Source organism: Rhizobium sp. 268, assembly GCF_036571585.1.
Classification (GTDB): domain Bacteria; phylum Pseudomonadota; class Alphaproteobacteria; order Rhizobiales; family Rhizobiaceae; genus Rhizobium; species Rhizobium redzepovicii.
This window is the reverse complement of the sequence record NZ_JAPPSO010000009.1, coordinates 145,976-166,152: the sequence shown is the minus strand read 5'-3', so window position 1 is coordinate 166,152 and position 20,177 is coordinate 145,976. Positions and strand designations below refer to the sequence as shown.

The 20,177-nt window shown below is 59.9% G+C and carries 26 protein-coding genes; 6 read left to right on the top strand and 20 right to left on the bottom strand.

All coding sequences use genetic code 11. The features are described from left to right. Positions 1 to 4: 4 nt before the first annotated feature. The 5 genes from OS035_RS19020 to gatB all read right to left on the bottom strand — a co-directional run bounded on the left by OS035_RS19020 (position 5) and on the right by gatB (position 3,549). The gene (locus OS035_RS19020; RefSeq protein WP_097625325.1) at positions 5 to 445 is read right to left on the bottom strand and encodes a DUF2155 domain-containing protein; all 441 of its coding nucleotides are present in this window, start codon (positions 443 to 445) and stop codon (positions 5 to 7) included. 115 nt (positions 446 to 560) lie between these two features. Then, complete coding sequence (locus OS035_RS19015) at positions 561 to 959, bottom strand: NADH:ubiquinone oxidoreductase subunit NDUFA12 (RefSeq protein ID WP_003586900.1); 399 nt, start codon at positions 957 to 959, stop codon at positions 561 to 563. A gap of 103 nt (positions 960 to 1,062) precedes the next feature. After that, a complete protein-coding gene (locus OS035_RS19010; RefSeq protein ID WP_310805411.1) occupies positions 1,063 to 1,536 on the bottom strand; it encodes a GNAT family N-acetyltransferase in 474 nt (157 codons plus the stop codon). 3 nt (positions 1,537 to 1,539) lie between these two features. Beyond that, positions 1,540 to 2,043: a GNAT family N-acetyltransferase gene (locus tag OS035_RS19005; protein WP_097625323.1), complete on the bottom strand. Its 504-nt coding sequence runs from the start codon at positions 2,041 to 2,043 to the stop codon at positions 1,540 to 1,542. Positions 2,044 to 2,046: 3 nt separating this feature from the next. Next, a complete protein-coding gene (gene gatB / locus OS035_RS19000; RefSeq protein WP_331813982.1) occupies positions 2,047 to 3,549 on the bottom strand; it encodes an Asp-tRNA(Asn)/Glu-tRNA(Gln) amidotransferase subunit GatB in 1,503 nt (500 codons plus the stop codon). A gap of 268 nt (positions 3,550 to 3,817) precedes the next feature. Between gatB and OS035_RS18995 the strand changes: the two genes are divergently transcribed. Both OS035_RS18995 and OS035_RS18990 read left to right on the top strand, forming a co-directional pair. After that, positions 3,818 to 3,994: a hypothetical protein gene (locus OS035_RS18995; RefSeq protein ID WP_003586904.1), complete on the top strand. Its 177-nt coding sequence runs from the start codon at positions 3,818 to 3,820 to the stop codon at positions 3,992 to 3,994. Positions 3,995 to 4,000: 6 nt separating this feature from the next. After that, a complete protein-coding gene (locus OS035_RS18990; protein WP_097625321.1) occupies positions 4,001 to 4,375 on the top strand; it encodes a VOC family protein in 375 nt (124 codons plus the stop codon). A gap of 94 nt (positions 4,376 to 4,469) precedes the next feature. On the opposite strand, the gene OS035_RS18985 is transcribed toward OS035_RS18990, so the two are convergent. Continuing rightward, a complete protein-coding gene (locus tag OS035_RS18985; protein ID WP_097625320.1) occupies positions 4,470 to 4,955 on the bottom strand; it encodes a GNAT family N-acetyltransferase in 486 nt (161 codons plus the stop codon). Positions 4,956 to 5,253: 298 nt separating this feature from the next. Here OS035_RS18985 and OS035_RS18980 point away from each other — a divergent pair, with 298 nt between their 5' ends. Next, entirely contained in the window at positions 5,254 to 5,511 is a 258-nt protein-coding gene (locus OS035_RS18980) for a YjhX family toxin (protein WP_003586907.1), read from the top strand. Between the two features lie 48 nt (positions 5,512 to 5,559). On the opposite strand, the gene OS035_RS18975 is transcribed toward OS035_RS18980, so the two are convergent. The 4 genes from OS035_RS18975 to OS035_RS18960 all read right to left on the bottom strand — a co-directional run bounded on the left by OS035_RS18975 (position 5,560) and on the right by OS035_RS18960 (position 8,538). Continuing rightward, positions 5,560 to 5,835 carry a hypothetical protein gene (locus OS035_RS18975; protein ID WP_183777733.1) on the bottom strand — a complete coding sequence of 92 codons (276 nt, stop codon included), beginning with the start codon at positions 5,833 to 5,835 and terminating at the stop codon, positions 5,560 to 5,562. A 102-nt stretch (positions 5,836 to 5,937) separates the two neighbouring features. Beyond that, positions 5,938 to 7,419: an Asp-tRNA(Asn)/Glu-tRNA(Gln) amidotransferase subunit GatA gene (gene gatA, locus OS035_RS18970; protein ID WP_097625318.1), complete on the bottom strand. Its 1,482-nt coding sequence runs from the start codon at positions 7,417 to 7,419 to the stop codon at positions 5,938 to 5,940. Between the two features lie 57 nt (positions 7,420 to 7,476). Beyond that, positions 7,477 to 7,764, bottom strand: a complete 288-nt coding sequence (gene gatC, locus OS035_RS18965; RefSeq protein ID WP_003578934.1) for an Asp-tRNA(Asn)/Glu-tRNA(Gln) amidotransferase subunit GatC — start codon at positions 7,762 to 7,764, stop codon at positions 7,477 to 7,479. Between the two features lie 69 nt (positions 7,765 to 7,833). After that, positions 7,834 to 8,538 carry a metal-dependent hydrolase gene (locus OS035_RS18960; RefSeq protein WP_097625317.1) on the bottom strand — a complete coding sequence of 235 codons (705 nt, stop codon included), beginning with the start codon at positions 8,536 to 8,538 and terminating at the stop codon, positions 7,834 to 7,836. 227 nt (positions 8,539 to 8,765) lie between these two features. On the opposite strand from OS035_RS18960, the gene ruvX reads away from it, so the two are divergent. After that, positions 8,766 to 9,257 (top strand): Holliday junction resolvase RuvX, encoded by a 492-nt coding sequence (ruvX, locus tag OS035_RS18955; protein ID WP_097625316.1) that lies wholly within the window; start codon positions 8,766 to 8,768, stop codon positions 9,255 to 9,257. Here ruvX and OS035_RS18950 read toward each other — a convergent pair. The 3 genes from OS035_RS18950 to OS035_RS18940 form a co-directional block, all read right to left on the bottom strand. Further along, entirely contained in the window at positions 9,197 to 9,526 is a 330-nt protein-coding gene (locus OS035_RS18950; protein WP_097625315.1) for a DUF6105 family protein, read from the bottom strand. The two genes, ruvX and OS035_RS18950, sit on opposite strands and share 61 nt — an antisense overlap. Then, on the bottom strand, positions 9,523 to 9,696 hold the full coding sequence (locus OS035_RS18945) for a hypothetical protein (RefSeq protein ID WP_003586917.1): 174 nt from the start codon (positions 9,694 to 9,696) through the stop codon (positions 9,523 to 9,525). Before OS035_RS18945 ends, OS035_RS18950 begins: the two co-directional genes overlap by 4 nt. Before the next feature lie 132 nt (positions 9,697 to 9,828). Continuing rightward, positions 9,829 to 10,488, bottom strand: coding sequence for a TetR/AcrR family transcriptional regulator (locus tag OS035_RS18940; RefSeq protein WP_097625314.1), 660 nt, complete (start codon positions 10,486 to 10,488; stop codon positions 9,829 to 9,831). Between the two features lie 247 nt (positions 10,489 to 10,735). Between OS035_RS18940 and map the strand changes: the two genes are divergently transcribed. Further along, positions 10,736 to 11,572: a type I methionyl aminopeptidase gene (gene map, locus OS035_RS18935; protein ID WP_097625313.1), complete on the top strand. Its 837-nt coding sequence runs from the start codon at positions 10,736 to 10,738 to the stop codon at positions 11,570 to 11,572. A 7-nt stretch (positions 11,573 to 11,579) separates the two neighbouring features. Beyond that, on the top strand, positions 11,580 to 12,407 hold the full coding sequence (gene radC / locus OS035_RS18930) for a RadC family protein (RefSeq protein WP_097625463.1): 828 nt from the start codon (positions 11,580 to 11,582) through the stop codon (positions 12,405 to 12,407). A 64-nt stretch (positions 12,408 to 12,471) separates the two neighbouring features. Here radC and OS035_RS18925 read toward each other — a convergent pair whose 3' ends face one another. The 7 genes from OS035_RS18925 to OS035_RS18895 form a co-directional block, all read right to left on the bottom strand. After that, positions 12,472 to 13,344 (bottom strand): MurR/RpiR family transcriptional regulator, encoded by an 873-nt coding sequence (locus tag OS035_RS18925; protein WP_097625312.1) that lies wholly within the window; start codon positions 13,342 to 13,344, stop codon positions 12,472 to 12,474. Between the two features lie 118 nt (positions 13,345 to 13,462). Beyond that, complete coding sequence (locus OS035_RS18920; protein ID WP_097625311.1) at positions 13,463 to 14,662, bottom strand: sugar ABC transporter permease; 1,200 nt, start codon at positions 14,660 to 14,662, stop codon at positions 13,463 to 13,465. Between the two features lie 34 nt (positions 14,663 to 14,696). Further along, on the bottom strand, positions 14,697 to 15,512 hold the full coding sequence (locus OS035_RS18915) for an ATP-binding cassette domain-containing protein (protein ID WP_097625310.1): 816 nt from the start codon (positions 15,510 to 15,512) through the stop codon (positions 14,697 to 14,699). Positions 15,513 to 15,588: 76 nt separating this feature from the next. Next, positions 15,589 to 16,665: an ABC transporter substrate-binding protein gene (locus OS035_RS18910; protein WP_097625309.1), complete on the bottom strand. Its 1,077-nt coding sequence runs from the start codon at positions 16,663 to 16,665 to the stop codon at positions 15,589 to 15,591. A gap of 286 nt (positions 16,666 to 16,951) precedes the next feature. After that, positions 16,952 to 17,920 (bottom strand): hydroxyacid dehydrogenase, encoded by a 969-nt coding sequence (locus OS035_RS18905; protein WP_097625308.1) that lies wholly within the window; start codon positions 17,918 to 17,920, stop codon positions 16,952 to 16,954. Next, on the bottom strand, positions 17,920 to 18,729 hold the full coding sequence (locus OS035_RS18900) for an HpcH/HpaI aldolase family protein (protein WP_097625307.1): 810 nt from the start codon (positions 18,727 to 18,729) through the stop codon (positions 17,920 to 17,922). The genes OS035_RS18905 and OS035_RS18900 overlap by 1 nt, the downstream gene beginning before the upstream one ends. Positions 18,730 to 18,740: 11 nt before the next feature. Then, positions 18,741 to 20,177, bottom strand: a complete 1,437-nt coding sequence (locus tag OS035_RS18895) for an NAD-dependent succinate-semialdehyde dehydrogenase (RefSeq protein ID WP_331813981.1) — start codon at positions 20,175 to 20,177, stop codon at positions 18,741 to 18,743.

The window sequence follows — 20,177 nt, the reverse complement described above, 5'->3', positions numbered from 1 at the left end:
CGCGTTAGCGCGCTGTCGCCTTGGCGTTGTCAGGCGCGGGGACATCCGAGTTTGCCTTGCAGTCCTTCAGCCAGACGTCGTAGATCGGATGCTCGACGGCGTTGAGGCCGGGGCTGGCGGCAAACATCCAGCCGGTGAAGATGCGGCGGATCTTGCGGTCGAGGGTGATCTCGTCGACTTCGACGAAACCGTCGATCTTCTGCGCTTCGGCCTGGTCGCGCGAGTAACAGGCCTTCGGCGTTACCTGCAGCGCGCCGAACTGGACGGTCTCGTTAACGTAGACGTCGAAGGTGGTGATGCGGCCGGTGATCTTGTCGAGGCCAGAGAAAACGGCTACCGGGTTTTCAATGCGTGCAGCACGTGCCGCAACCGGCGGAAGCAGGACCGAGAGCGCCAGCAGCGACCCGGCGGCACGCAGCGCCCTGTTTCGCGTGAAGAGCTTCATGTGTACCCGTCTCCAGATATTCTTCGTTCACGGCCGCGGTCAAGCGCGGCCAACCTGCGGGTAAAGGTCAATTGTGGCCAAAAGCCGGGTTTGGGATTGCCCCGGTCGAGCCGTCTCAGTTGCCCGGCGTCCAGGCGTCGTAATCGCCGGTGACCCGCGGACGCTCGCCCGGAACGGCGATGGATCCTGGCGGACGGTAGGCCTGCGGAGAACCGGTGAAGTTGGGACGATGCGCCTTCTGCCATTCCTTGGCGACGTAGTTTTCCTTGGACGGCGGAACATCGGTGCGGTGATGCATCCAGCCATGCCAGCCCGGCGGGATGGCGGAGGCATCGGCATAACCCTTGTAGATCACCCAGCGCTTCGGCAGACCGTAGGACGACATGCCGCCTTCATAATAGACGTTGCCGAATTCATCCTCGCCGACGCGCTTGCCGAAACGCCAGGTCGCAAAACGCGTGCCCATCGTCTGACTGTTCCACCAGGTAAAGGTCTGAACCAGAAGATTCCACATGTCTTTTCCTTGTGCCCGCCAGATGCGGGCCAAACCAGAATTCGTTTTCTCGCTTATGCCGCCGCCAAGCCGAATTGTCCAGCGATTCCGCGACAGCCAAAGGTCATTTCAAAGCCATCTTGAAGCCGAGATGCGAGGGCTTGAAGCCCAGTCTTTCATAGAAACGATGCGCATCCTTGCGGATCGCATTCGAGGTCAAAGCTACCCGCTTGATCCCGCGGCTTTTTGCCTCGGCAATGGCGAACTCGATCATCCCGGCGCCGATCCCCTGCCCACGCATGTCGGCCCGCGTCTGCACCGCCTCGATGATCATCGCCGACGAGCCTCGGCCAGTCAGCGTGGTCGTGACCATCGTCTGGAACGTGCCGACAACCTCGCCGCCGCGCTCCGCGACATACAGCACCTGGTCGGGCGAAGCCTCGATGGCCGCGAAGGCCCTGACATAATCGGCAAAGGCCACTGGATCGGTGGTGTCGCCATGACCGCCGACGGCGTCGGCGGCAAATATTGACACGAGAGCGTGCAAATCCTCCCTGCGCGCCTGGCGAATGCGAATGTCGGGCAATTCGCCTTCCACGCCTCAATGCCCCTCGAGCGTTTTTTCGAGGATCACCGCCGGGATGCCGGATTGCCCAGGCGCGCTATTCTCGTTGCGTCCGACTTCGGCAAAGCCGTGCGCCTGATAGAAGGCGATCGCCGCTGCATTTTGCGGCTCGACTTCGAGGCGCATGATCTCCGCATCCGGAAAGCAGGTTTCGAGCTCGGCGAAGAGATCGCGGCCGATGCCCTGGCGCTGTAGCGCCGGAGCGACATAGAGCAGATGCAGCATGACCGTCTTCGTCAGCTCCTGCGACATCGCCGCATACCCCATGCCGCCGATTTTGCGGCCGTCGTCGGCAACGAGGAATTCGGCATCCTTGCGCACCAGGCGCGTTTTCAGCGCCTCCGGCGAAAACAGCTGGGCAGTGAGCTCCTCCACCCTGGCTCTGCCGTGGAGACTGTCATAGGTCGCGTGAAAACTTTCCACCAGCAGGGCGCGGACCTTCTCCAGGTCGCGCTCGCCGGCAGTGCGGACGAAATACACCGCTTATTCCTCGATGCCGAGCTTCGCCTTGACGAGCGCCTGGACGGCCTGCGGATTGGCCTTGCCGCCGGTCGCTTTCATCACCTGGCCGACGAACCATGCGGCCAAGGTCGGCTTCGCCTTGACCTTCTCCACCTGATCGGGATTGGCGGCAATGATCTCGTCCACGGCCTTTTCGATGGCGCCCGTATCCGTCACCTGCTTCATGCCGCGCGCTTCGACGATCTCGGCGGGATCGCCGCCCTCGGTCAGCACGATCTCGAAGAGATCCTTGGCGATCTTGCCGGAAATGGTGCCAGCCTTGATGAGATCGATGATGGCGCCGAGCTGGGCCGGCGAAACCGGCGTCTGCTCGATATCCTTGCCGGTGCGGTTCAGCGCGCCGAGCAGGTCGTTGATCACCCAGTTTGCCGCTGTCTTGCCGTCGCGGCCTGCAGCCACGGCTTCGAAATAATCGGCGATCGCCTTTTCGGAGACGAGCACCGAGGCGTCATAGATCGACAGGCCGAGCTCGCGCACGAAGCGCTCCTTCTTGTCGTCAGGCAATTCCGGCAGATCGACGGCGAGCGCCTGGACGAAGGCGTCGTCGAATTCGAGCGGCAGCAAGTCCGGATCGGGGAAATAACGATAGTCGTGCGCATCCTCCTTAGAGCGCATCGAACGCGTCTCGCCCTTGTTCGGGTCGAACAGCCGCGTCTCCTGCTCGATCGTGCCGCCATCTTCCAGAATGCCGATCTGGCGGCGGGCTTCATATTCGATCGCCTGGCCGATGAAGCGGATGGAGTTGACGTTCTTGATCTCGCAGCGCGTGCCGAAACCTTCGCCGGGGCGGCGGACGGAGACGTTGACGTCGGCGCGCATCGAGCCTTCGTCCATGTTGCCGTCGCAGGTGCCGAGATAACGCACGATCGAACGCAGCTTGGTCATATAGGCCTTGGCTTCGTCGGACGAGCGCATGTCGGGCTTGGAGACGATCTCCATCAGCGCGACGCCGGAGCGGTTCAGATCGACATAGGACATGGTCGCATGCTGGTCATGCAGCGACTTGCCGGCATCCTGCTCCAGATGCAGGCGCTCGATGCCGATCTCGATATCCTCGAACTGGCCCTGGCGGTCCGGCCCGAGCGAAATGACGATCTTGCCCTCGCCGACGATCGGATCCTTGAACTGCGAGATCTGATAGCCCTGCGGCAGGTCGGGATAGAAATAGTTCTTGCGGTCGAAGAGCGAGCGCTTGTTGATCTGGGCCTTGAGGCCGAGACCGGTGCGCACGGCCTGCCTGACGCATTCCTCGTTGATGACGGGCAGCATGCCGGGCATGGCGGCATCGACCAGCGAGACGTTCGAATTCTGCGGCTTGCCGAATTCCGTCGAGGCGCCGGAGAAGAGCTTCGAATTGGACAGCACCTGGGCATGGACTTCCATGCCGACGATGACTTCCCAGTCGCCGGTGGCGCCGGAGATGAAGCGTTTCGGATCAGGCGTGCGGACGTCGACAAGGGTCATCTGATACTCTTTGCAGGCTGTTCTTTTCCACTGGTGAGGTAACGGAAATGGGATGTCGGTGCAAGGCTTTCGCGGAATTGTGTAGCAGTGGCCGTTGCCCGCTTCCGCCCAGATCGAGGCGGCTTTGCACCTGAAGCGCGACGGCTCAATATTTGATCATGCTAATGGACATGAGTTTAGCCCGCTCCCGGTTGTCGTCAGCATCAGGATCTCTATCTTCAGCCACGATGCCGCTTTGATTTGAGATCTTCGCACGACGGAGGCAGTATTGAAGGATTATCTTCCCTATCTGGCCGGAGCCTTGGCGGGAGTGCTGATCGCGTTGACCATTTCCGCCCTGTTGACGCTGCAGGGAACACCACAACTCATTCTTTTCGCATTGCTGCCGGCAATCGGCGGAGCGATCTTTGAGCGCGTTCTCCAGCGTCGATCGGATAAGTTGTAAAGCGTTATGGCAAAGCTGAAAGAAATCGTGGTTGATTGCGACGTCCCCTCACGGGTTGCTCGTTTCTGGGCGGCTGCGCTCGATGGCTACGAAGTGATGCCCTATGACGATGCGGAGTTGGCCCGCCTCGCCGCGATCGGACTGACACCTGACACGGACCCGACCGTGATGGTCGATGGTCCGGGCCTGCGCTTTTGCTTCCACCTTCGTCGGGGAGAACGTCCCATCCGCAACCGCGTACATCTCGATATCGCCGCTCCAGATCGAGAAAAAGAAGTTCAGCGGCTCTTATCCCTCGGTGCGACATTCGTCCGCGAAACGAATAGCTACAGCGTATTGTATGATCCCGAAGGCAACAATTTTTGCGTGACGTCCGAATAGTCCGCTATGGGCTGAACACTGATATTCGCAAAGCGAGCAATCTTTCGCTTTCCGCCTGACTTTCGAAATGTCAGAATTCCTGCCCGTACCCACCCTAACCGTCCGAAACCAGCGATTTCGTCAGCCCGACCGAGGGCACGTCGCGGTCGAGCTTCGGATTATAGGCGACCGAGAGCCAGTGGATGCTGTAGCCGTGCTTGCGGAAGAAGCCGATCGCCTCGTTGTTGCCGGAATGGGTTTGCATCGCCGCCTTTTCCAGGCCCTGCTCGGCAATCTCCTTTTCGATCCGCTCGAGAAGGGCGGAGCCCAACCCCTGGCCGATGAAGGCCGGATCGATCCAGAAATCCGAGATGGTTTCGTCCAATCCCTCGCGCGCTGCCCAGCCTGCGACCTGGCCGTTCTGCTCGACGACGGTGATGGTCAGCCAGTCGTTTTCCACGAAGTTGCGAAAGGCGTTGCGGGCTGCATCGATCATCGCGTCCGATTCGCCGATCGACGCCATCGCTTTTTGCCAGGCCCTCAGCCCGATCTCGCTCAACAGCTCCGCTTCGCCGTCGCGGGCATTGCGAATGTGGATCAACGACACCTCCGCGTTACCCCGCAACTAGACCATTGAGTCGGGGAATTTACCAGTACCCCCCAGCGGGACGATGGCTGGAAACTGGAGTTTTCGACCGGTTTGATCGGCGATCGCGGTCTTGACCGCCTTTTGCGATCGAAATAATAAACTCCTTATGTTGAGCCAGTCACAGACCCGGTAAAGGCCCTGCCCGCAAGTCCGCTTGCGCGCATGGCCCGAAAAAACGAAGCCCTGACGTTCGAAGGAGCGCCAGATCGTTTTTGTGCGCCCTGCCGGGCGCGATACCGGATCTCAACAGATGGACATTTCCCGCACGGAGCAGCGCATCCTGCATCTCATGGCCCAAGGCGGCCGCATCGAAATTTCCCGCGACGACGACAGGAAGATCGAGGCGGTCAGCTGCTTCACCCGCGATGGCTGGCTCTATCCCGGCGTCGACCTCGATCTCTTCCGCAGGCTGAAGCGGCTGAGAGCGATCAAGTCCTCCAGTGGCCAGCCCTACCGGATCACCGAAAGAGGGCTGAAGCTGGTCAGGTCGCAGCTGAACAACAGATAGCAACCAACCATCCTGGCCGCGTCTCGAACGGCGCGGTCAGGACTAGTCTCAGGCCTTTGCAGAGAGTTCCGTCCGCATCGCCGACCATTCCTCGGCCATCGTGCCCGTGCCGCGTCGCTTGCCGGCGCGGCGATACCAGTAGTCGGCATTCCAGTCGTCGCCTTCGATGCGATGGCAGAGCGCATGGCCCCAATCGAACGGTTGCTCGCCCTCGTGGCGCTGACAGATTTCGTGAACCGCCTGCCAATCCGCGCCCACGGTGAAGCCGCCGGCTGCAAGGCGATCAGTTGCCTCGATCAATCGCGCAAGATCATTGGTCGCCACACGCTCCTCCTGATTCCCGTTATCGATCAGCCAACAGCTTCTTAAGATGCACCTTTTCGCATTCGACGCCCATGCTCTGGAAGAGCGGGATCGTGCGGCCTGTTACCACCACTTGGCCGGCGTGAACCGGCCGGCTGCCTGCTCGATGACGTGAGCAGTCTTGAAGAGGGTTTCCTCGTCGAAGGGCTTGCCGATCAGCTGCAGGCCGAGCGGCAGGCCCTTCTGGTCGAGACCGGCGGGCACGGCGATACCAGGCAGGCCGGCCATGTTGACCGTGACGGTGAAGATGTCGTTCAGATACATCTTCACCGGGTCGGCAGCGAGGTTCTCATCGGCGACGCCGAAGGCGGACGACGGGGTTGCCGGCGTCAGGATGGCGTCGACGCCGGCGTCGAAGGCGAGTTCGAAATCGCGCTTGATCAGCGTGCGGACCTTCTGGGCGCGGATATAATAGGCGTCGTAATAACCGGCCGACAGCACATAGGTGCCGATCATGATACGGCGCTTGACTTCCTGGCCAAAGCCGGCGGCGCGCGTCTTCTCGTACATGTCGACGATATCCTTGCCGTCGACGCGCAGGCCGTAGCGCACGCCGTCGTACCGCGCCAGATTCGATGATGCCTCGGCCGGAGCGACGATGTAATAGGCCGGAAGTGCGTATTTGGTGTGCGGCAGCGTGATGTCGACGATTTCGGCGCCGGCATCCTTCAGCCAGGCGATGCCCTGACGCCAGAGGGTCTCGATCTCCTCAGGCATGCCGTCGACCCGGTATTCGCTTGGAATGCCGATCTTCATGCCCTTCAGCGACTGACCAAGGGCTGCCTCATAATCCGGAACGGGCAGATCGACCGACGTCGTGTCCTTGGCGTCGACGCTGGCCATCGACTTCAGAAGGATGGCGGCATCGCGCACGTCACGGGCGATCGGGCCCGCCTGGTCGAGCGAGGAGGCGAAGGCGACGGTGCCCCAGCGTGAGCAGCGGCCATAGGTCGGCTTGATGCCGACGGTGCCGGTAAAGGCGGCGGGCTGGCGGATCGAGCCGCCGGTATCGGTTGCGGTGGCGCCGGCGCAAAGATGCGCGGCAACGGCCGCGGCCGAGCCGCCGGAGGAGCCGCCGGGAACGAGCTGCTGGTTGGACCCTGCTGCACGCCAGGGGTTGATCACCGCGCCATAATGCGAGGTCTCGTTGGAGGAGCCCATGGCGAACTCGTCCATATTCAGCTTGCCGAGCATGACGGCGCCGTCATCCCAGAGGTTCTGCGTGACGGTCGATTCATAGCGCGGCTCGAAACCATCGAGAATATGGCTGCAGGCTTGGGTGTGGACGCCTACCGTGGCAAAGAGATCCTTGATGCCGAGCGGGATGCCTTCGAGTTCGCCGGCCTTGCCGGCAGCGATGCGCTCGTCGGAGTTCTTCGCCATCAGGCGGGCGAGATCCGGCGTCACCTTGATATAGGCGTTAAGATGACCATTGGCCGCATCGATCGCCGAGATATAGGCCTCGGTCAGTTCGAGTGCGGTGATTTCCTTGGCGCGCAGCTTGCGGCGGGCTTCGGCAATGGTCAGGCTGGTGAGTTCGCTCATGATGTTTTCGCTTCAGATCTGAAAATGGCAACAGGGGTCGGAAAGAGGCTTGAAGCCCTATTCGACGACTTTCGGCACCAGGAAGAAATTGTGATCGGTGACGGGCGCATTGGCAACGATATCGGCGGCCTTGCTGCCGTCGGTCACCTCATCCGTCCGCTTCTTCATCGCCATCGGGGTGACGGATGTCATCGCTTCGACGCCATCGACATTGACTTCGGAGAGCTGCTCGACGAAGCCCAGGATACCGTTCAGCTCGCCGACCATGCGATTTGCCTCGTCCTCGGAGACGGCAATACGGGCAAGGTGGGCAACGCGCTTCACGGTGGCAAGGTCGACGGACATGGCATTCTCCGGATGGGATTTTTCCTACCCGCTATAAAGGCCATGTCCGCCCGGTGCAACGGGATTTCGTCAGATCGACAGGCTCTCCGCGGGCTTCAGCGCCTTCACATCCGTCTTCGATCCCTCCATGCCGGCAACGAATTTATCGGCCGTCTGCTCGATGATCGGGAAGGTGCCGTAATGGCAGGGAATCGCGGTCTTAAAGTTGAAATAGCGCCGGCAGGCAAGGGCCGCCACGGCGCCGCCCATGGTGAAGCGGTCGCCGATCGGCACGAGGCCGATATCGGGCTGGTGCAACTCATTGATCAGCGCCATGTCGGCGAAGATGTCGGTATCACCCATGGCGAGGATCGAGGCTTCATCCTCGAAATGCAGCATCAGGCCGTTGGCATTGCCGAGCGCATGCGAGACGCCGTCTTCGGTGATCTGGGCAGACGAGTGCAGCGCATTGGTGAAGGTCGCCGAGAAACTGCCGAGCGCGATCGTGCCGCCGGTATTGCCCATCTCGAGCCTGTCGAGACCCTTGGAGCCGAGCCAGGCGGCAAGATCGGCATTGGCGAGAACGACGGCGCCGGTTTCCTTGGCAAGCGCCACTGTATCGCCGACATGGTCGCCGTGCCCATGCGTCAGCAGGATATGAGTAACGCCTGCAGAGACATCCTTGATATCCTGGCCGGAGAAGGAAGCGTTATGGCTGAGGAACGGATCGAGCAGGATCGTCGCTTTTCCGATCTCGATGCGGAAGGCGGAATGGCCAAGCCAGGTGATCTTCATCAAATCTCTCCTTTATTACGTGATGCAAAAGCCCGTTCGGGAAGGTCCAGATGATTTCAGGCCGGATCTGCCTAAAATCTGAATCCGCATCTCAATCAAACAATTGGAGCATGATGTCATGAGAAAACCGCTCACACTTTTCGGCATCATGCTCTATGGACATATCTCATGCGGCCGCAAAGAAAAGCGGTGGCGACTTCAATTTCTTTTGACGGGATGAAATGGCGATGACGGTGCTGACGATCGAGGAAATGGCCGAGACGCTTGCCCCGCGGCAGGCCATTGCCGGCCTCGATCTCGGCACCAAGACGATCGGGCTTTCGATGTCCGATCTCGGGCGGCGTTTCGCCACGCCCCGCCCGGTGATCCGGCGCGTCAAGTTCACCATCGATGCGCAGGCGCTCATGGATTTTGCACAATCGGAAAAGGTCGCGGGTTTCGTCATCGGTCTGCCGATGAACATGGACGGATCGGCAGGTCCGCGGGTGCAGGCGACGCGCGCCTTCGTGCGCAATATGGAGCAGAAGACGGCGCTGCCCTTTGTCTACTGGGACGAGCGGTTATCGACGGTGGCGGCTGAACGGACGCTGCTCGAAATGGACGTCTCGCGCGCCAAACGGGCCGAACGGATCGATTCGGCCGCCGCGAGCTTCATCCTTCAAGGCGCGCTCGACAGGCTTTCCTTGCTGGCGAGATCCGATGGAGACGAATTCAGCTGACGCGCCTTCCACCAGGCGACGATCGACCTGCGTTTCCGGAAGCCGAGGATGGCGAAGACGACGAGACTGTCGACGGCGATGGCGCGGGCAACGAGCGGCGGAATGTTTTCCGGCGGAATGCCGAGCGCCTCGCCATAGAGCTGGAACGTCAGGTCATGGACCTGCCGCGACAGCATGAAGATGCCGAAATTCATGTCGTAATAGGAGAGCCAGTACCATCCGCCCAGAAAGACGATGGGGCCGGCCCAGAAGATCAGAAACCACTTCATGCGGCCTCACCTCCATGCTTGCGCGCGACGGGCAGATCGAGGGAAACCAACCGGGTCGACAATGCCATGATGCACAGCACCAGCGTCGGAATTGCGATATCCAGCGCCAGGACCGCGAAGAACATCATCGCAGTCACGAGAAAGGCGGCTTTGGCGATCCTGGTTCCCATTGATGTCAACTCGGGGGCTCTTACTCATTCCATCTCTGCTCCCCTTCACACTGTCGGGTTAACCCAGGCCAGGCAACGTAAACCATTCATTAAGGTTAACGCGGCAGCCGCTGCCTGTGGATGAATGAGCTGTCAGCCGTAGACGCCGCGCACGATGCGCTTCAGCGCCATCGCCGCCTTCTCCCAGTCCTTCGGCGTCTTCAGCGACAGACCGGCGCACTGCCCGCCGCTTGCTGCGGCAAGCACGAGATGCTGGATCGCGGCGATGATGACGGCATTGACGGCCGCGGCATCAACACCTTTCGGCGGCGCCAGCGAGCCGCGCATGCGCTCCAGCCAGAGAGCCAAAGCCTTCGAACGCGCTTCGGAAAGCCGCCTCACCTGCTCGGTGTTCTCAGATATCTCCCAGGCGAGGATGCGGCGCATCAGCGGATCGTTTCTCAAAGCGTCGAGCAGGAGAAGCGACAGCCGCTCCATCAGGTCGCCATAGGTCAACAGGAACATGCCGCCGGCATCTTCGGGAATGCGATCCTTCACCCAAGTGCCGAGATCGGCGCCGATCGCCTCGACCAGACCGTCAAGACCGCCGTAATAACGATAGATCAGCTGCTTGTCGCAACCGGCGCGGCGGGCGACCGCATTGATGCCGAAATTCTGGAAGCCCTCCTCGGCCAGCAATCCCTTGGCGGCGGCAAGGATGGCGCGCTCGGTGGCGCCCCGATCGCGCACTCGCCGCTCCGGCTCGCCGCCGGCCTCAGGCAAATTTTCAAGTTTTACCGCTTCATCAAGCACGAACGACCCTTCCCCACTGTCACCATCGGTGAGTAGCGAGGAGGCTTCATGCAATCAATCCTATCCTCTTGAGAAGATTGTGGATATTCCATCCTGTCCGAGGATTTGACGATGAGCCGATGCGGGAGGCTGCCCGCTATGCGATTAGGATCTGCTGAGAAATCTCGTCCCGACGGTTGATCGCGATGGACGAACCCGGCATAGCTACATTATGAACAATTCTAATATTCTCCGCTAAGGCCCTGCAATGGTGAACTATATCGAAGCCTCTTCCGCGCCCTCGAAGAATACGGGCGCCATCCGGCTTTACGACGCGCAAGCATTCGAAGGCATGCGCAGGGCATGCCAGCTGACGGCGCGCTGCCTCGATGCGCTGGCCGACATCGTCAAGCCGGGGCTGGTGACCGATGACATCGACCGGTTCGTCTTCGATTTCGGCATGGATCACGGCGCCCACCCGGCGACGCTGAATTATCGCGGCTACACCAAATCGACCTGCACCTCGATCAACCACGTTGTCTGCCACGGCATTCCGAACGACAAGCCGCTGCGTGAGGGCGATATCGTCAATATCGACGTCACCTTCGTGCTCGACGGCTGGCACGGCGATTCCAGCCGGATGTATCCGGTGGGAACGATCAAGCGCGCCGCCGAGCGACTGCTCGAGGTCACCTATGAATCGCTGATGCGCGGCATTTCCGCCGTCAGGCCCGGCGCCCGCACCGGCGCAATCGGCGAGGCGATCCAGACCTATGCCGAGGCCGAGCGTTGTTCGGTGGTGCGCGATTTCTGCGGCCACGGCGTCGGCCGGCTGTTCCACGATTCACCGAATATCCTGCATTACGGCCGCGCCAATGAAGGGCCGGAACTGCGCGAAGGCATGATCTTCACCATCGAGCCGATGATCAATCTCGGCCGGCCGCATGTGAAGGTGCTGGCCGACGGCTGGACGGCGGTCACCCGCGACCGGTCGCTTTCGGCGCAGTACGAACACACCATCGGCGTCACCTCCGACGGCTGCGAGATCTTTACGCTGTCGCCAGGCGGGCTCGACCGCCCGGGCTTGCCATCGTTTGCCGGGTGACGATCCGATGGCGAAGAGGCCGGTTGCGACATCTTCCGACGACGAGCTGCCTTTTGAGACCGAAGAGCCTGTTGCCGCCGACGAACGCTCGTTCTTCGGCGGACAGCCGCAAAAACCGGCCGCGCCGAACGCCAAGGCCGCCCTGCCCGCTTCGCTCGCCGCTCAGGAGCATTATCACGGCCATCGCGAGCGGCTGCGTGACCGCTTCCGCGAACAGGGCGACATCGCCCTTGCCGACTATGAAATCCTTGAACTCCTGCTTTTTCGCCTGATCCCGCGGCGCGACACCAAGCCGATCGCCAAGGCGCTGATCGAACGCTTCGGCTCGCTTTCCGGCGTTTTTGGCGCGCCGGCGGCGCTGCTGACCGAGGTGAAGGGCGTCGGCGAGGCCGTGGCGCTCGACCTGAAACTGATCTCGACGGTGGCCCACCGGACGCTGAAAAGCGAGATCAGAAGCAAGCAGGTGCTCTCCTCCTGGTCTTCGGTCATTCAATACTGCCACGCCGCCATGGCGCACGAGACCCGCGAACAATTCCGCATCCTCTTCCTCGACAAGCGCAATGTGCTGATCGCCGACGAGGTGCAGGGCCGCGGCACGGTCGACCATACGCCGGTCTATCCGCGCGAAGTGGTCAAGCGCGCGCTCGAGCTTTCGGCAACGGCGATCATCCTCGTCCACAACCACCCGTCCGGCGACCCGACGCCCTCACGTGCCGACATCGACATGACCAAGGTGATCATCGAGGCGGCCAAGGCGCTCGATATCACCGTCCACGACCACGTCATCATCGGCAAGGACGGCCATGTCAGCCTGAAGGGGCTGAAGCTGATCTGAAAGCACAGGGCCGGCGGAAGCGGCAGTCGAATCGACGGATTGGATTTTGAGGGAAATGGGCGCGCTATTGTCCGGTAACGATCGGAATACGAGGATCATCCTTGCTGCCCTGGAGGCGGCTTGCCAACGCAACAGTCAAAGCCTGGGCCAGGCACATCGGAGCAGCAAGAGAGCGCGAGAACGTGTATTCATGCTCCGGGACAGGGAAGAGAACCGTCGCAGACTTGGCCAAAGGTGAAAGTGTGCTGTCGGAAATGGCGACGATAGAAATGCCCCGGGCGGCCGCATCTTCCACCACGTTCACAACTTCAGTCGCATAGAAACGAAACGATACGGCAAAGAGGAGATCCGTATCCTTCATCGTACGCCCCATATATGTGGCAAGCCCACCACCTGGGTCGAGAAGAACACATCGCTTTCCAAGCATGGTAAGAACGTACCGTAGCAATTCAACCACTGGCGCTGAACGCAGCTGACCGATTAAGAAGATTGTCTCGCTTTTTTCCAGAAGGTCGACCGCTGTGGCCAAGTCCTCACCGGAAATTTGCGCAAGAATGTCCTGTAAGGACGCTATATCGCGCACCACGAGGTCGCGAAGGAATCCCGCCTCGCTTCTATCCGTCCGCGCACCGAGCTCCGTCTCCAATGCCTTCTTTCGCGCTTCGAAACCAGGAGCGGCGGTGGAGAGCCGGCGCTGAAACAAGCCTTGCAGATCCTTGAAGCCCTCATAGCCGAGGTACTGGGCGAAACGGACGAAGCTGGAGGCGTGAATGCCACAGCGCTCCGCGATCGCATTGACAGAGAGGACTGCCACATCATTCGGGCTCTGGGTAAGATAGACTGAGATTTTCTGATAGGTTTTGCTCATGTCGCCGTAGCGGTCATGAACCAGACGAATGAATTCCTCGTAATCTCGCGGTGGTTCGATCTTCGCCATTTCCTAAACCTGCAAATCTCATTGCATCATGCGCTGAACAGCAAAAGATTGGCAATGTCAAATCGATCTGCCTTGCCGGGCGGCTACCGGAGCCGCCCGCAACCCTTGCAGCGCAAGATCAAAAGGACTGTTGTCCCGTCAGCTTTTCAATGATCTTGTCTATGGAAACGGCGAGGACCAGCAGAAGCCCGGTGACGATCAGACGAACTTCGTTCTCCACACCCATGAGATTAAGGCCGTTTTGGACCGTGCCGATGACCAGGGCTCCCAAGAGTGCTGCGTGGATAGCGCCTCGCCCCCCGAACAGGCTCACGCCACCGATGACCGCCGCCGCGATTGATTCCAGCAACAGTGTTCCACCGCCGACGCCGCCGCCAGAGAAGACACCGACGCCGAGAGTTCTCGACGATGCAACGATCCCAGCAATTGCCGCAATACCGCCGGCGATTGCAAAGGCAGCCATTCGAATGAGTGGCACGTTGATGCCGGCTCGGCGTGCCGCTTCGTCATTATTTCCAACCGCATATAGATAAAGGCCGAATTGAGTTTCGCCTAAGACATAGCCGCCGATACCAAGGAGAAACACAAAGATCAGAACGGGCAACGGAATGCCTTGACTGGCATTGAGGACGAGCACAACCAGTGCCCCCAGAATGCCTGCTCCGAGGAGAGGAAGCAGCACGCTATGAAGAATCGATACTTCAAGGCCTGCTCGCTGTCGCCGGACGACGCCAGAAAAAATCAACCCTCCGAGCAGTATCAACCCAACTGCCCAGGCGATCCAGGCGCTGGCGCCTGCGACAGTCGTCTGCGCTATGTATTCAACCCCTGTCCCCATCAAGGCATAACGCGCGGTCGCAGGAAGCAGAAGCAATTGAATGCCGTTGAGTGCAAGCCCCAGGCCCAGGGTGACGACGAACGATGGCACTCCCACCCAGTTTACCCACCGCGCGGAACAAGACCCGATCGCTGCGCCGATCACAATTGCAACAGGCAGCGCCAGCCAGGGCGAGAAACCATAATCGACGATCAGCTTTGCGCTGAAGACTGCCGTGACCCCATGTATTGCCGCGATCGAAAGATCGATCTCCTTAACCAGGAGGACAAACATCAAACCGAGCGCCATCATGCCGACGACCGTCGATTGCTGAAGCAGGTTCGATAGATTTCGCGGCGTGAGGAAAATATCGCTCTGAGTGGCAAAGAAGATCCACAGCGCGATCAGCGCGATGACCACGGGCAGCGCCCGCAGATCGCTGTTGAGAAGCTCTCCGAAAGTGCGTCGCTTCGGCGCGGCGGTTGTGGAGATGGAGGCCATGGTATTCGTTCCTTGACTATGGAAAGAGTTCTGGTCAGCCGGCAAGATTGACACCCTCGTTGCCGCCGACCATCGCGTTGACGACCATTTCCCCGGTCACATCCTTGGAGCGAAAGCTCGCCGCATTCGCGCCAAGTCGCATGACTTCGATGCGGTCGGTCGAATTCACGACAAAGTGGTGGATGTCGTGACTGACAATGACGATACCCAGTCCATCATCGGCCAGGCCGCGGATAAGGTCTGCGACCTGTTGCGCCGCCGAGTGGCTAAGGGCTGCGGTGGGCTCGTCGAGGATGACCACCTTGGGCTTCCAAAGAATGGATCTTGCTATCGCGATGTTCTGACGTTGGCCGCCGGACATGGCGCCAACGGGCCGGGTCAGCGAAAGGTTGCCCAGACGCATTCTCGTCATGACTTCGCGGGCGCGCACTTCGCATTCCGCGCGGCGGATGCGGCGGCCGAAAATGCCCGAGCCGGTCAATTCACGACCGAGAAACAGATTCTGGACAGCGTCCAGATTGTTGCAGAGCGCAAGATCCTGATAGACCGTCGCAATGCCTTGCGCAGTGGCATCCGCCGGGGTTCGGATCGTAACCGGCTTACCTTCGATCTCATATTCTCCGGAGTCAGCCGCGTAGACGCCTGCCATCACCTTCACGAGCGTCGATTTACCCGCGCCGTTATCGCCCACCATCGCGACGATTTCGCCGGCATGGACTTCAACGGAGGCTCCTCGCAGGGCGTGAACCGAGCCGAACGATTTGTGAATGTTGCGCATCGAAATGAGCGGAACAGACTTTTTGGTTGAAAGGGCTTTATCCTGTGAACGCCCTGAATCGGTCACGGTCATGTCATCCTCGGAAGGGTCTTGATCCTGCAACGGAGGAAGACGGCCGCGCCGCCCTCCCCCGCAACAACCGATCAAATTAAAGATTTTTCTTGCAGACGTCGGCCGTTTCGATGCCTTTGCAGATTTCTGCCCAGGTCCAAACGCTTTTCGAGACCACGTCGCCAAGATTGTCCTTCGTGATGTTGCTCACCGGCAGGAACACGGCCGGGACGTCCATGAAGGTGTTGTTGACCTTGCCGTTGACCAGGTCTTTCGGCACCCCCTTGCCCGCAACGATCGATGCGACGACTTCCGCGGCTTCGTTTGCCTGGACCTTCAGGTCCTTGAGAACGGAGTTGTCCTGCCAGCCTTGCGCGATGTAGCGGAGCGCCTCTACCGTGGCATCCTGGCCGCCGGTGACGAGCTTCTCTCCCGGCTTTGCTCCCTGGGAGATCAGCGCCGCAACAGACCCACCGGTAGTGCCGTCATTCATGCCGAGAAAGACGTCGACGTCGCCACCATTCTTCGTCAGGCAATCTTCGGCGAAGTTCTGAGCCAGCACCGGATCCCAGTTCTGCGTGTACTGTTCGCAAACGACCTTGACCTTTCCGGAGTCGATCAGCGGCTGAAGAAATTCATTCTGGCCTTTTTCGTATTGCCCGGTGCCGTACTCGCCCTGGTTACCCTTGACGCGTGCAACCTTGACCGGCGATTTCGACATGGCCTTGATCAGTTCCGCAGCGCGTTTGCCCTGCGCCTGACCAACCGCCAGCGAGTCGAAGACGATGTGGGCTTCGGCCTTTCCGCCGACAGCATCGTGATCGTAGAGAACGACAGGAACATTCGCCTTGGCCGCCGCGGCAAGCTCACCGGCGGCAAGGTTCGCGTCTGCAGACGTGAGCAGAATGACCTTTGCCCCCTGAGCGATCGCATCTTCGACCTGAGCCTGCTGTTTATTGGGATCGCCCTGCGCATTCTGAACCACGACTTCAACGTCGGGCGCCTTTTCCTTCATCGCCTGAACGAAGAACGGCGCATCGCGGCTTTCGAAGCGAATTGTCGTTTGATTTGGCAACAAGAAGAAGACTTTCGCCTTGTCCTGCGCGACTGCCACGCCGCCCATTGCGACTGCGATAACTGTTGTGGCCATAAGGCCACGGATCAGACGTTCCATCTCTTACCTCCCATGGAACAAAGTGCATCCAGGACCGACAGATTTTCTAGGAACGACGCCTCCCAGCGCCAAACTTCTGCCTGCCCATGATTGCTGTCGAGAACCTCAATTGCAACAACCATTGCAAAATAAACTAATCAGCAATAATCACTGAGTCAAACCATATTTCAATGCTTAATGTCATTTTTAATACGTGCAATTTTCATTGCTAGTTACGCATAGAATTTCGTGGGCGCGGAAGCCAGGCCCTCACAACATTCAGATTGTAACTTATCGGCTTGCTGGCCTAGGTCGCTTGCAAGTACTGGGCGTTCACAACGAGGCTCGGATCTATTCTTCCGGCAAAAAAATCGAGCACATTTTGAACCGATGCTACGGCCATCCGCTCACCGCATTCACGGGTCAGTCCGGCGATATGCGGTGACAGCACCACCTGATCGAATGCTAGAAGGCGGCAATCCTCAGATGGTGGTTCGTCGTCAAAAACGTCGAGCCCTGCTGCGCCGAGACGACCGGATTGCAGTGCTTCGATCAAAGCTGCCTCATCGACAACACCACCGCGGGCTGTATTGACGAGGATGGCACCGGGGTTCATCGCGGCAAGTTCATCTTTGGCTATTATCGGTCGATCGGCCTTTGGAACATTGACCGAGACTACGTCAGCCCACCGAAGGCCATTGAGGAGGCTGCCCTCGGGCAAGACCGCCCCCCCGGGCCAGCCTTGGGCCTGCAGATAAGGATCAAAAGCTCGGATCTCCATGCCAAAGCCGGCGGCCATTCTGGAGAGATGACGCCCAATGCGACCGAACCCGATGATCAGCAGGCGCTTTCCCGAAATCTCTTCCGCCTCCAGCCGATTCCGCCATCCCCATTCCGATGGATTGCGCACGGCACGATCGCCGCGAAGAACCCGTTTCGCCGCCGACAGGATCAACATCATGGCGTGTTCCGCCACCGACACCGAATTCACGTCGCCGACTACTGCAAGTGCAATGCCTCTTTCATTGAGCGATGCCAGATGTACGGCATCGTATCCAACGCCATGGCGTGAGACGATCTTTAAGCGGTCCGCATTCGCAACAGTCGATGCTGAAAGCGGCTGCGTGCGCAACACCAGGGCGTCAGCCTTGCTGATAAATGGATGATAGGATTGCTCCGACACTTCTTCCACGTAGTCGAACGTCACGCCCGGAGCGCTTTTCAAGAGCGCCATGCCTGACGGATGCAACTTTCCCGCAATGAGAATATGGGGCATCAGTAGGCCCCCTTTTCAGCTATACCCGCCGTCTGTCCTACGAGGTCGCGGAACTTCGCGACGCTCGCCGCCGCTGCAGCCGCCAACAGTCTGGTGTCGCCGGACACAGTTGTCATATCGAAACCCCACTGAATGGCGCGGGCGGCATATTCCGGCGTGCCGCAATGAAGGGCGGCGCGAATTCTATTCTTCTTGCAAACAGCGACGATGCGCTGGAGAGCGTCGATCATTTCCGGCTCTTCGCGATCGAAGGCCGGCGCAAGCCGACCGTCGGTCAAACTGAAGGTCAGATCGGCTGGACCGACATAAATGCCATCCAACCGTGGCGTTGCGGCAATTGCATCGAGGTTCTCCATCGCTTGCTTGGTTTCGACCATGGCGAAAGCAAGGACTTCTCCATTCGCCTCAGCCGCATAGTTCGGCCCGGCGGCGAAGCTGACGCGTGTCGGCCCGAAACTGCGCTGACCGTGAGGCGGATAGCGTAGATAGCTGACGAATTCGGCCGCCTGTACGGCAGTGTTGACCATCGGGCAGATCACGCCATAGGCGCCTGCATCCAGCACCTTCATGATAATGCCGGGCTCCAGCCAAGGCACGCGTGCCATTGGCACGACACCGGAGGCGCGCATGGCCTGAAACATCGGCAGCACCGAACCGTAGTCCAGCGCACCATGCTGGATGTCGATCGACACTGAGTCATAGCCTTGAGCTGCCATGATCTCCGCCGTGAACGCATTGCCGATTGACAGCCAACCATTGATCGAGGGGCGACCTTGAGCCCAGATTTCCTTCAACCTGTTCTTGATCATACCGGCAGCCCTCAAAACACGATCTGGGCAAGCTTGATGTCGAGATAGTCGCCAATGCCTTCAATCCCGCCCTCTCTGCCCATGCCGGAATGGTTGGTGCCGCCAAACGGTGCCTCGGACGCCGCCAGCGCAAAGCTGTTAATACCGACCATCCCTGCCTTCAGCGCCGATACCGTTCGCCGCGCCCGATCCGGCGACCGGGTAAAAGCGTAGGCCGACAGTCCCATGTCTGAAGCGTTGGCGCGCGAAAGAACTTCATCCTCCTCGTTAAACCGTGTGATTGCGGCAATGGGGCCAAAATTCTCGTCGGCGAAGACTTTCATATCGTCGGTGACATTGGTCAGAACGGTTGGCTTGTAGAAATGACCAGCGTTGAATTCCGACGCGCGTTCGCCGCCCGCCGCAACGTGCGCACCTGCTTTCACAGCATCCGAGACAATCGACTCAATCTCCGATAGGCGTCCGCCATTGATCAGAGGCCCCATTTGCACGGAAGGATCGAGGCCGTCGCCGAGTTTGAGCGCGTTTGTGCGGGAAACGAACCCGTCAACAAACGCGTCGTGCAAGCGTTCATGCACGAAGAAGCGATCCGGGGTCACGCAAACCTGGCCAGCATTTGCAAACTTTGTCGGCACGGACACGTTCAGTGCGAGCTCGAGATCGGCGTCGTCATAGACGATCAGCGGAGCGTTGCCGCCGAGTTCCATCGATACTTTCTTCACTGTATCGGCGGCATCGCGGATCATCTGCTGACCAACGCGTGTCGAGCCGGTCAGGGACACCTTGCGCACCGACTTGTCCGCCATGATTGGCACGTAGGTCGTCGCTGTCGGACCGACGACGAGATTGACGACGCCATCGGGCAAGTTGCCCGCCCGCATGCAATCGACCATGACCATGGCAACGCCCGGCGTCTGGGTCGAAGGTCTGATAATGATTGCACAACCCGCCGCAAGCGCCGGTGCCGCCTTGCGCGCGACGAGTGCCGCGGGAAAATTCCAAGCGGTAAAGGCGCCAACGATGCCGACCGGCTCACGTGACACCTCGAAGCGACCACCCGGCACGCGCGATTCAATGATCCGGCCATAGATGCGGCGTGCCTCTTCCGCGAACCACCGAAACTGATCGATGGACAGTCCCCATTCGCGCTCTGACTGCGCGATCGGCTTGCCGGTCTCGGCGGAAATCATCCTTTTCGCCTCATCGGCACGGCGGAGCATCTCGTCGGCAATCCGATGCAGGGCGTCGGCACGTGCGAAAGCGGCCGTCGTCCGCCAAGCCGCGAAGCCTTTGCTGGCTGCAGCCAGGGTTTCCTGCGTGTCGGCGGTCGTCGCTACGGGAACTGCGCCAAGAGCGCTCTGAGTGACGGGGCTTAGGACGTCAGCCGTTGCGCCGTCGGAGGCACGGCGCCAGTTGCCGTCGATATAGAGTCCAAACTTCTGATACAT

What these genes read in the sequence shown, in the direction of transcription:
- OS035_RS19020 (WP_097625325.1), bottom strand. Translation starts at nt 445, where the DNA reads ATGAAGCTCTTCACGCGAAACAGGGCGCTGCGTGCCGCCGGGTCGCTG.
- OS035_RS19015 (WP_003586900.1), bottom strand. Translation starts at nt 959, where the DNA reads ATGTGGAATCTTCTGGTTCAGACCTTTACCTGGTGGAACAGTCAGACG.
- gatB (WP_331813982.1), bottom strand. Translation starts at nt 3,549, where the DNA reads ATGACCCTTGTCGACGTCCGCACGCCTGATCCGAAACGCTTCATCTCC.
- OS035_RS18990 (WP_097625321.1), top strand. Translation starts at nt 4,001, where the DNA reads ATGGCAAAGCTGAAAGAAATCGTGGTTGATTGCGACGTCCCCTCACGG.
- OS035_RS18980 (WP_003586907.1), top strand. Translation starts at nt 5,254, where the DNA reads ATGGACATTTCCCGCACGGAGCAGCGCATCCTGCATCTCATGGCCCAA.
- gatA (WP_097625318.1), bottom strand. Translation starts at nt 7,419, where the DNA reads ATGAGCGAACTCACCAGCCTGACCATTGCCGAAGCCCGCCGCAAGCTG.
- gatC (WP_003578934.1), bottom strand. Translation starts at nt 7,764, where the DNA reads ATGTCCGTCGACCTTGCCACCGTGAAGCGCGTTGCCCACCTTGCCCGT.
- OS035_RS18960 (WP_097625317.1), bottom strand. Translation starts at nt 8,538, where the DNA reads ATGAAGATCACCTGGCTTGGCCATTCCGCCTTCCGCATCGAGATCGGA.
- ruvX (WP_097625316.1), top strand. Translation starts at nt 8,766, where the DNA reads ATGACGGTGCTGACGATCGAGGAAATGGCCGAGACGCTTGCCCCGCGG.
- OS035_RS18950 (WP_097625315.1), bottom strand. Translation starts at nt 9,526, where the DNA reads ATGAAGTGGTTTCTGATCTTCTGGGCCGGCCCCATCGTCTTTCTGGGC.
- OS035_RS18945 (WP_003586917.1), bottom strand. Translation starts at nt 9,696, where the DNA reads ATGGGAACCAGGATCGCCAAAGCCGCCTTTCTCGTGACTGCGATGATG.
- map (WP_097625313.1), top strand. Translation starts at nt 10,736, where the DNA reads ATGGTGAACTATATCGAAGCCTCTTCCGCGCCCTCGAAGAATACGGGC.
- radC (WP_097625463.1), top strand. Translation starts at nt 11,580, where the DNA reads ATGGCGAAGAGGCCGGTTGCGACATCTTCCGACGACGAGCTGCCTTTT.
- OS035_RS18925 (WP_097625312.1), bottom strand. Translation starts at nt 13,344, where the DNA reads ATGGCGAAGATCGAACCACCGCGAGATTACGAGGAATTCATTCGTCTG.
- OS035_RS18920 (WP_097625311.1), bottom strand. Translation starts at nt 14,662, where the DNA reads ATGGCCTCCATCTCCACAACCGCCGCGCCGAAGCGACGCACTTTCGGA.
- OS035_RS18915 (WP_097625310.1), bottom strand. Translation starts at nt 15,512, where the DNA reads ATGACCGTGACCGATTCAGGGCGTTCACAGGATAAAGCCCTTTCAACC.
- OS035_RS18910 (WP_097625309.1), bottom strand. Translation starts at nt 16,665, where the DNA reads ATGGAACGTCTGATCCGTGGCCTTATGGCCACAACAGTTATCGCAGTC.
- OS035_RS18905 (WP_097625308.1), bottom strand. Translation starts at nt 17,920, where the DNA reads ATGCCCCATATTCTCATTGCGGGAAAGTTGCATCCGTCAGGCATGGCG.
- OS035_RS18900 (WP_097625307.1), bottom strand. Translation starts at nt 18,729, where the DNA reads ATGATCAAGAACAGGTTGAAGGAAATCTGGGCTCAAGGTCGCCCCTCG.
- OS035_RS18895 (WP_331813981.1), bottom strand. Translation starts at nt 20,177, where the DNA reads ATGTATCAGAAGTTTGGACTCTATATCGACGGCAACTGGCGCCGTGCC.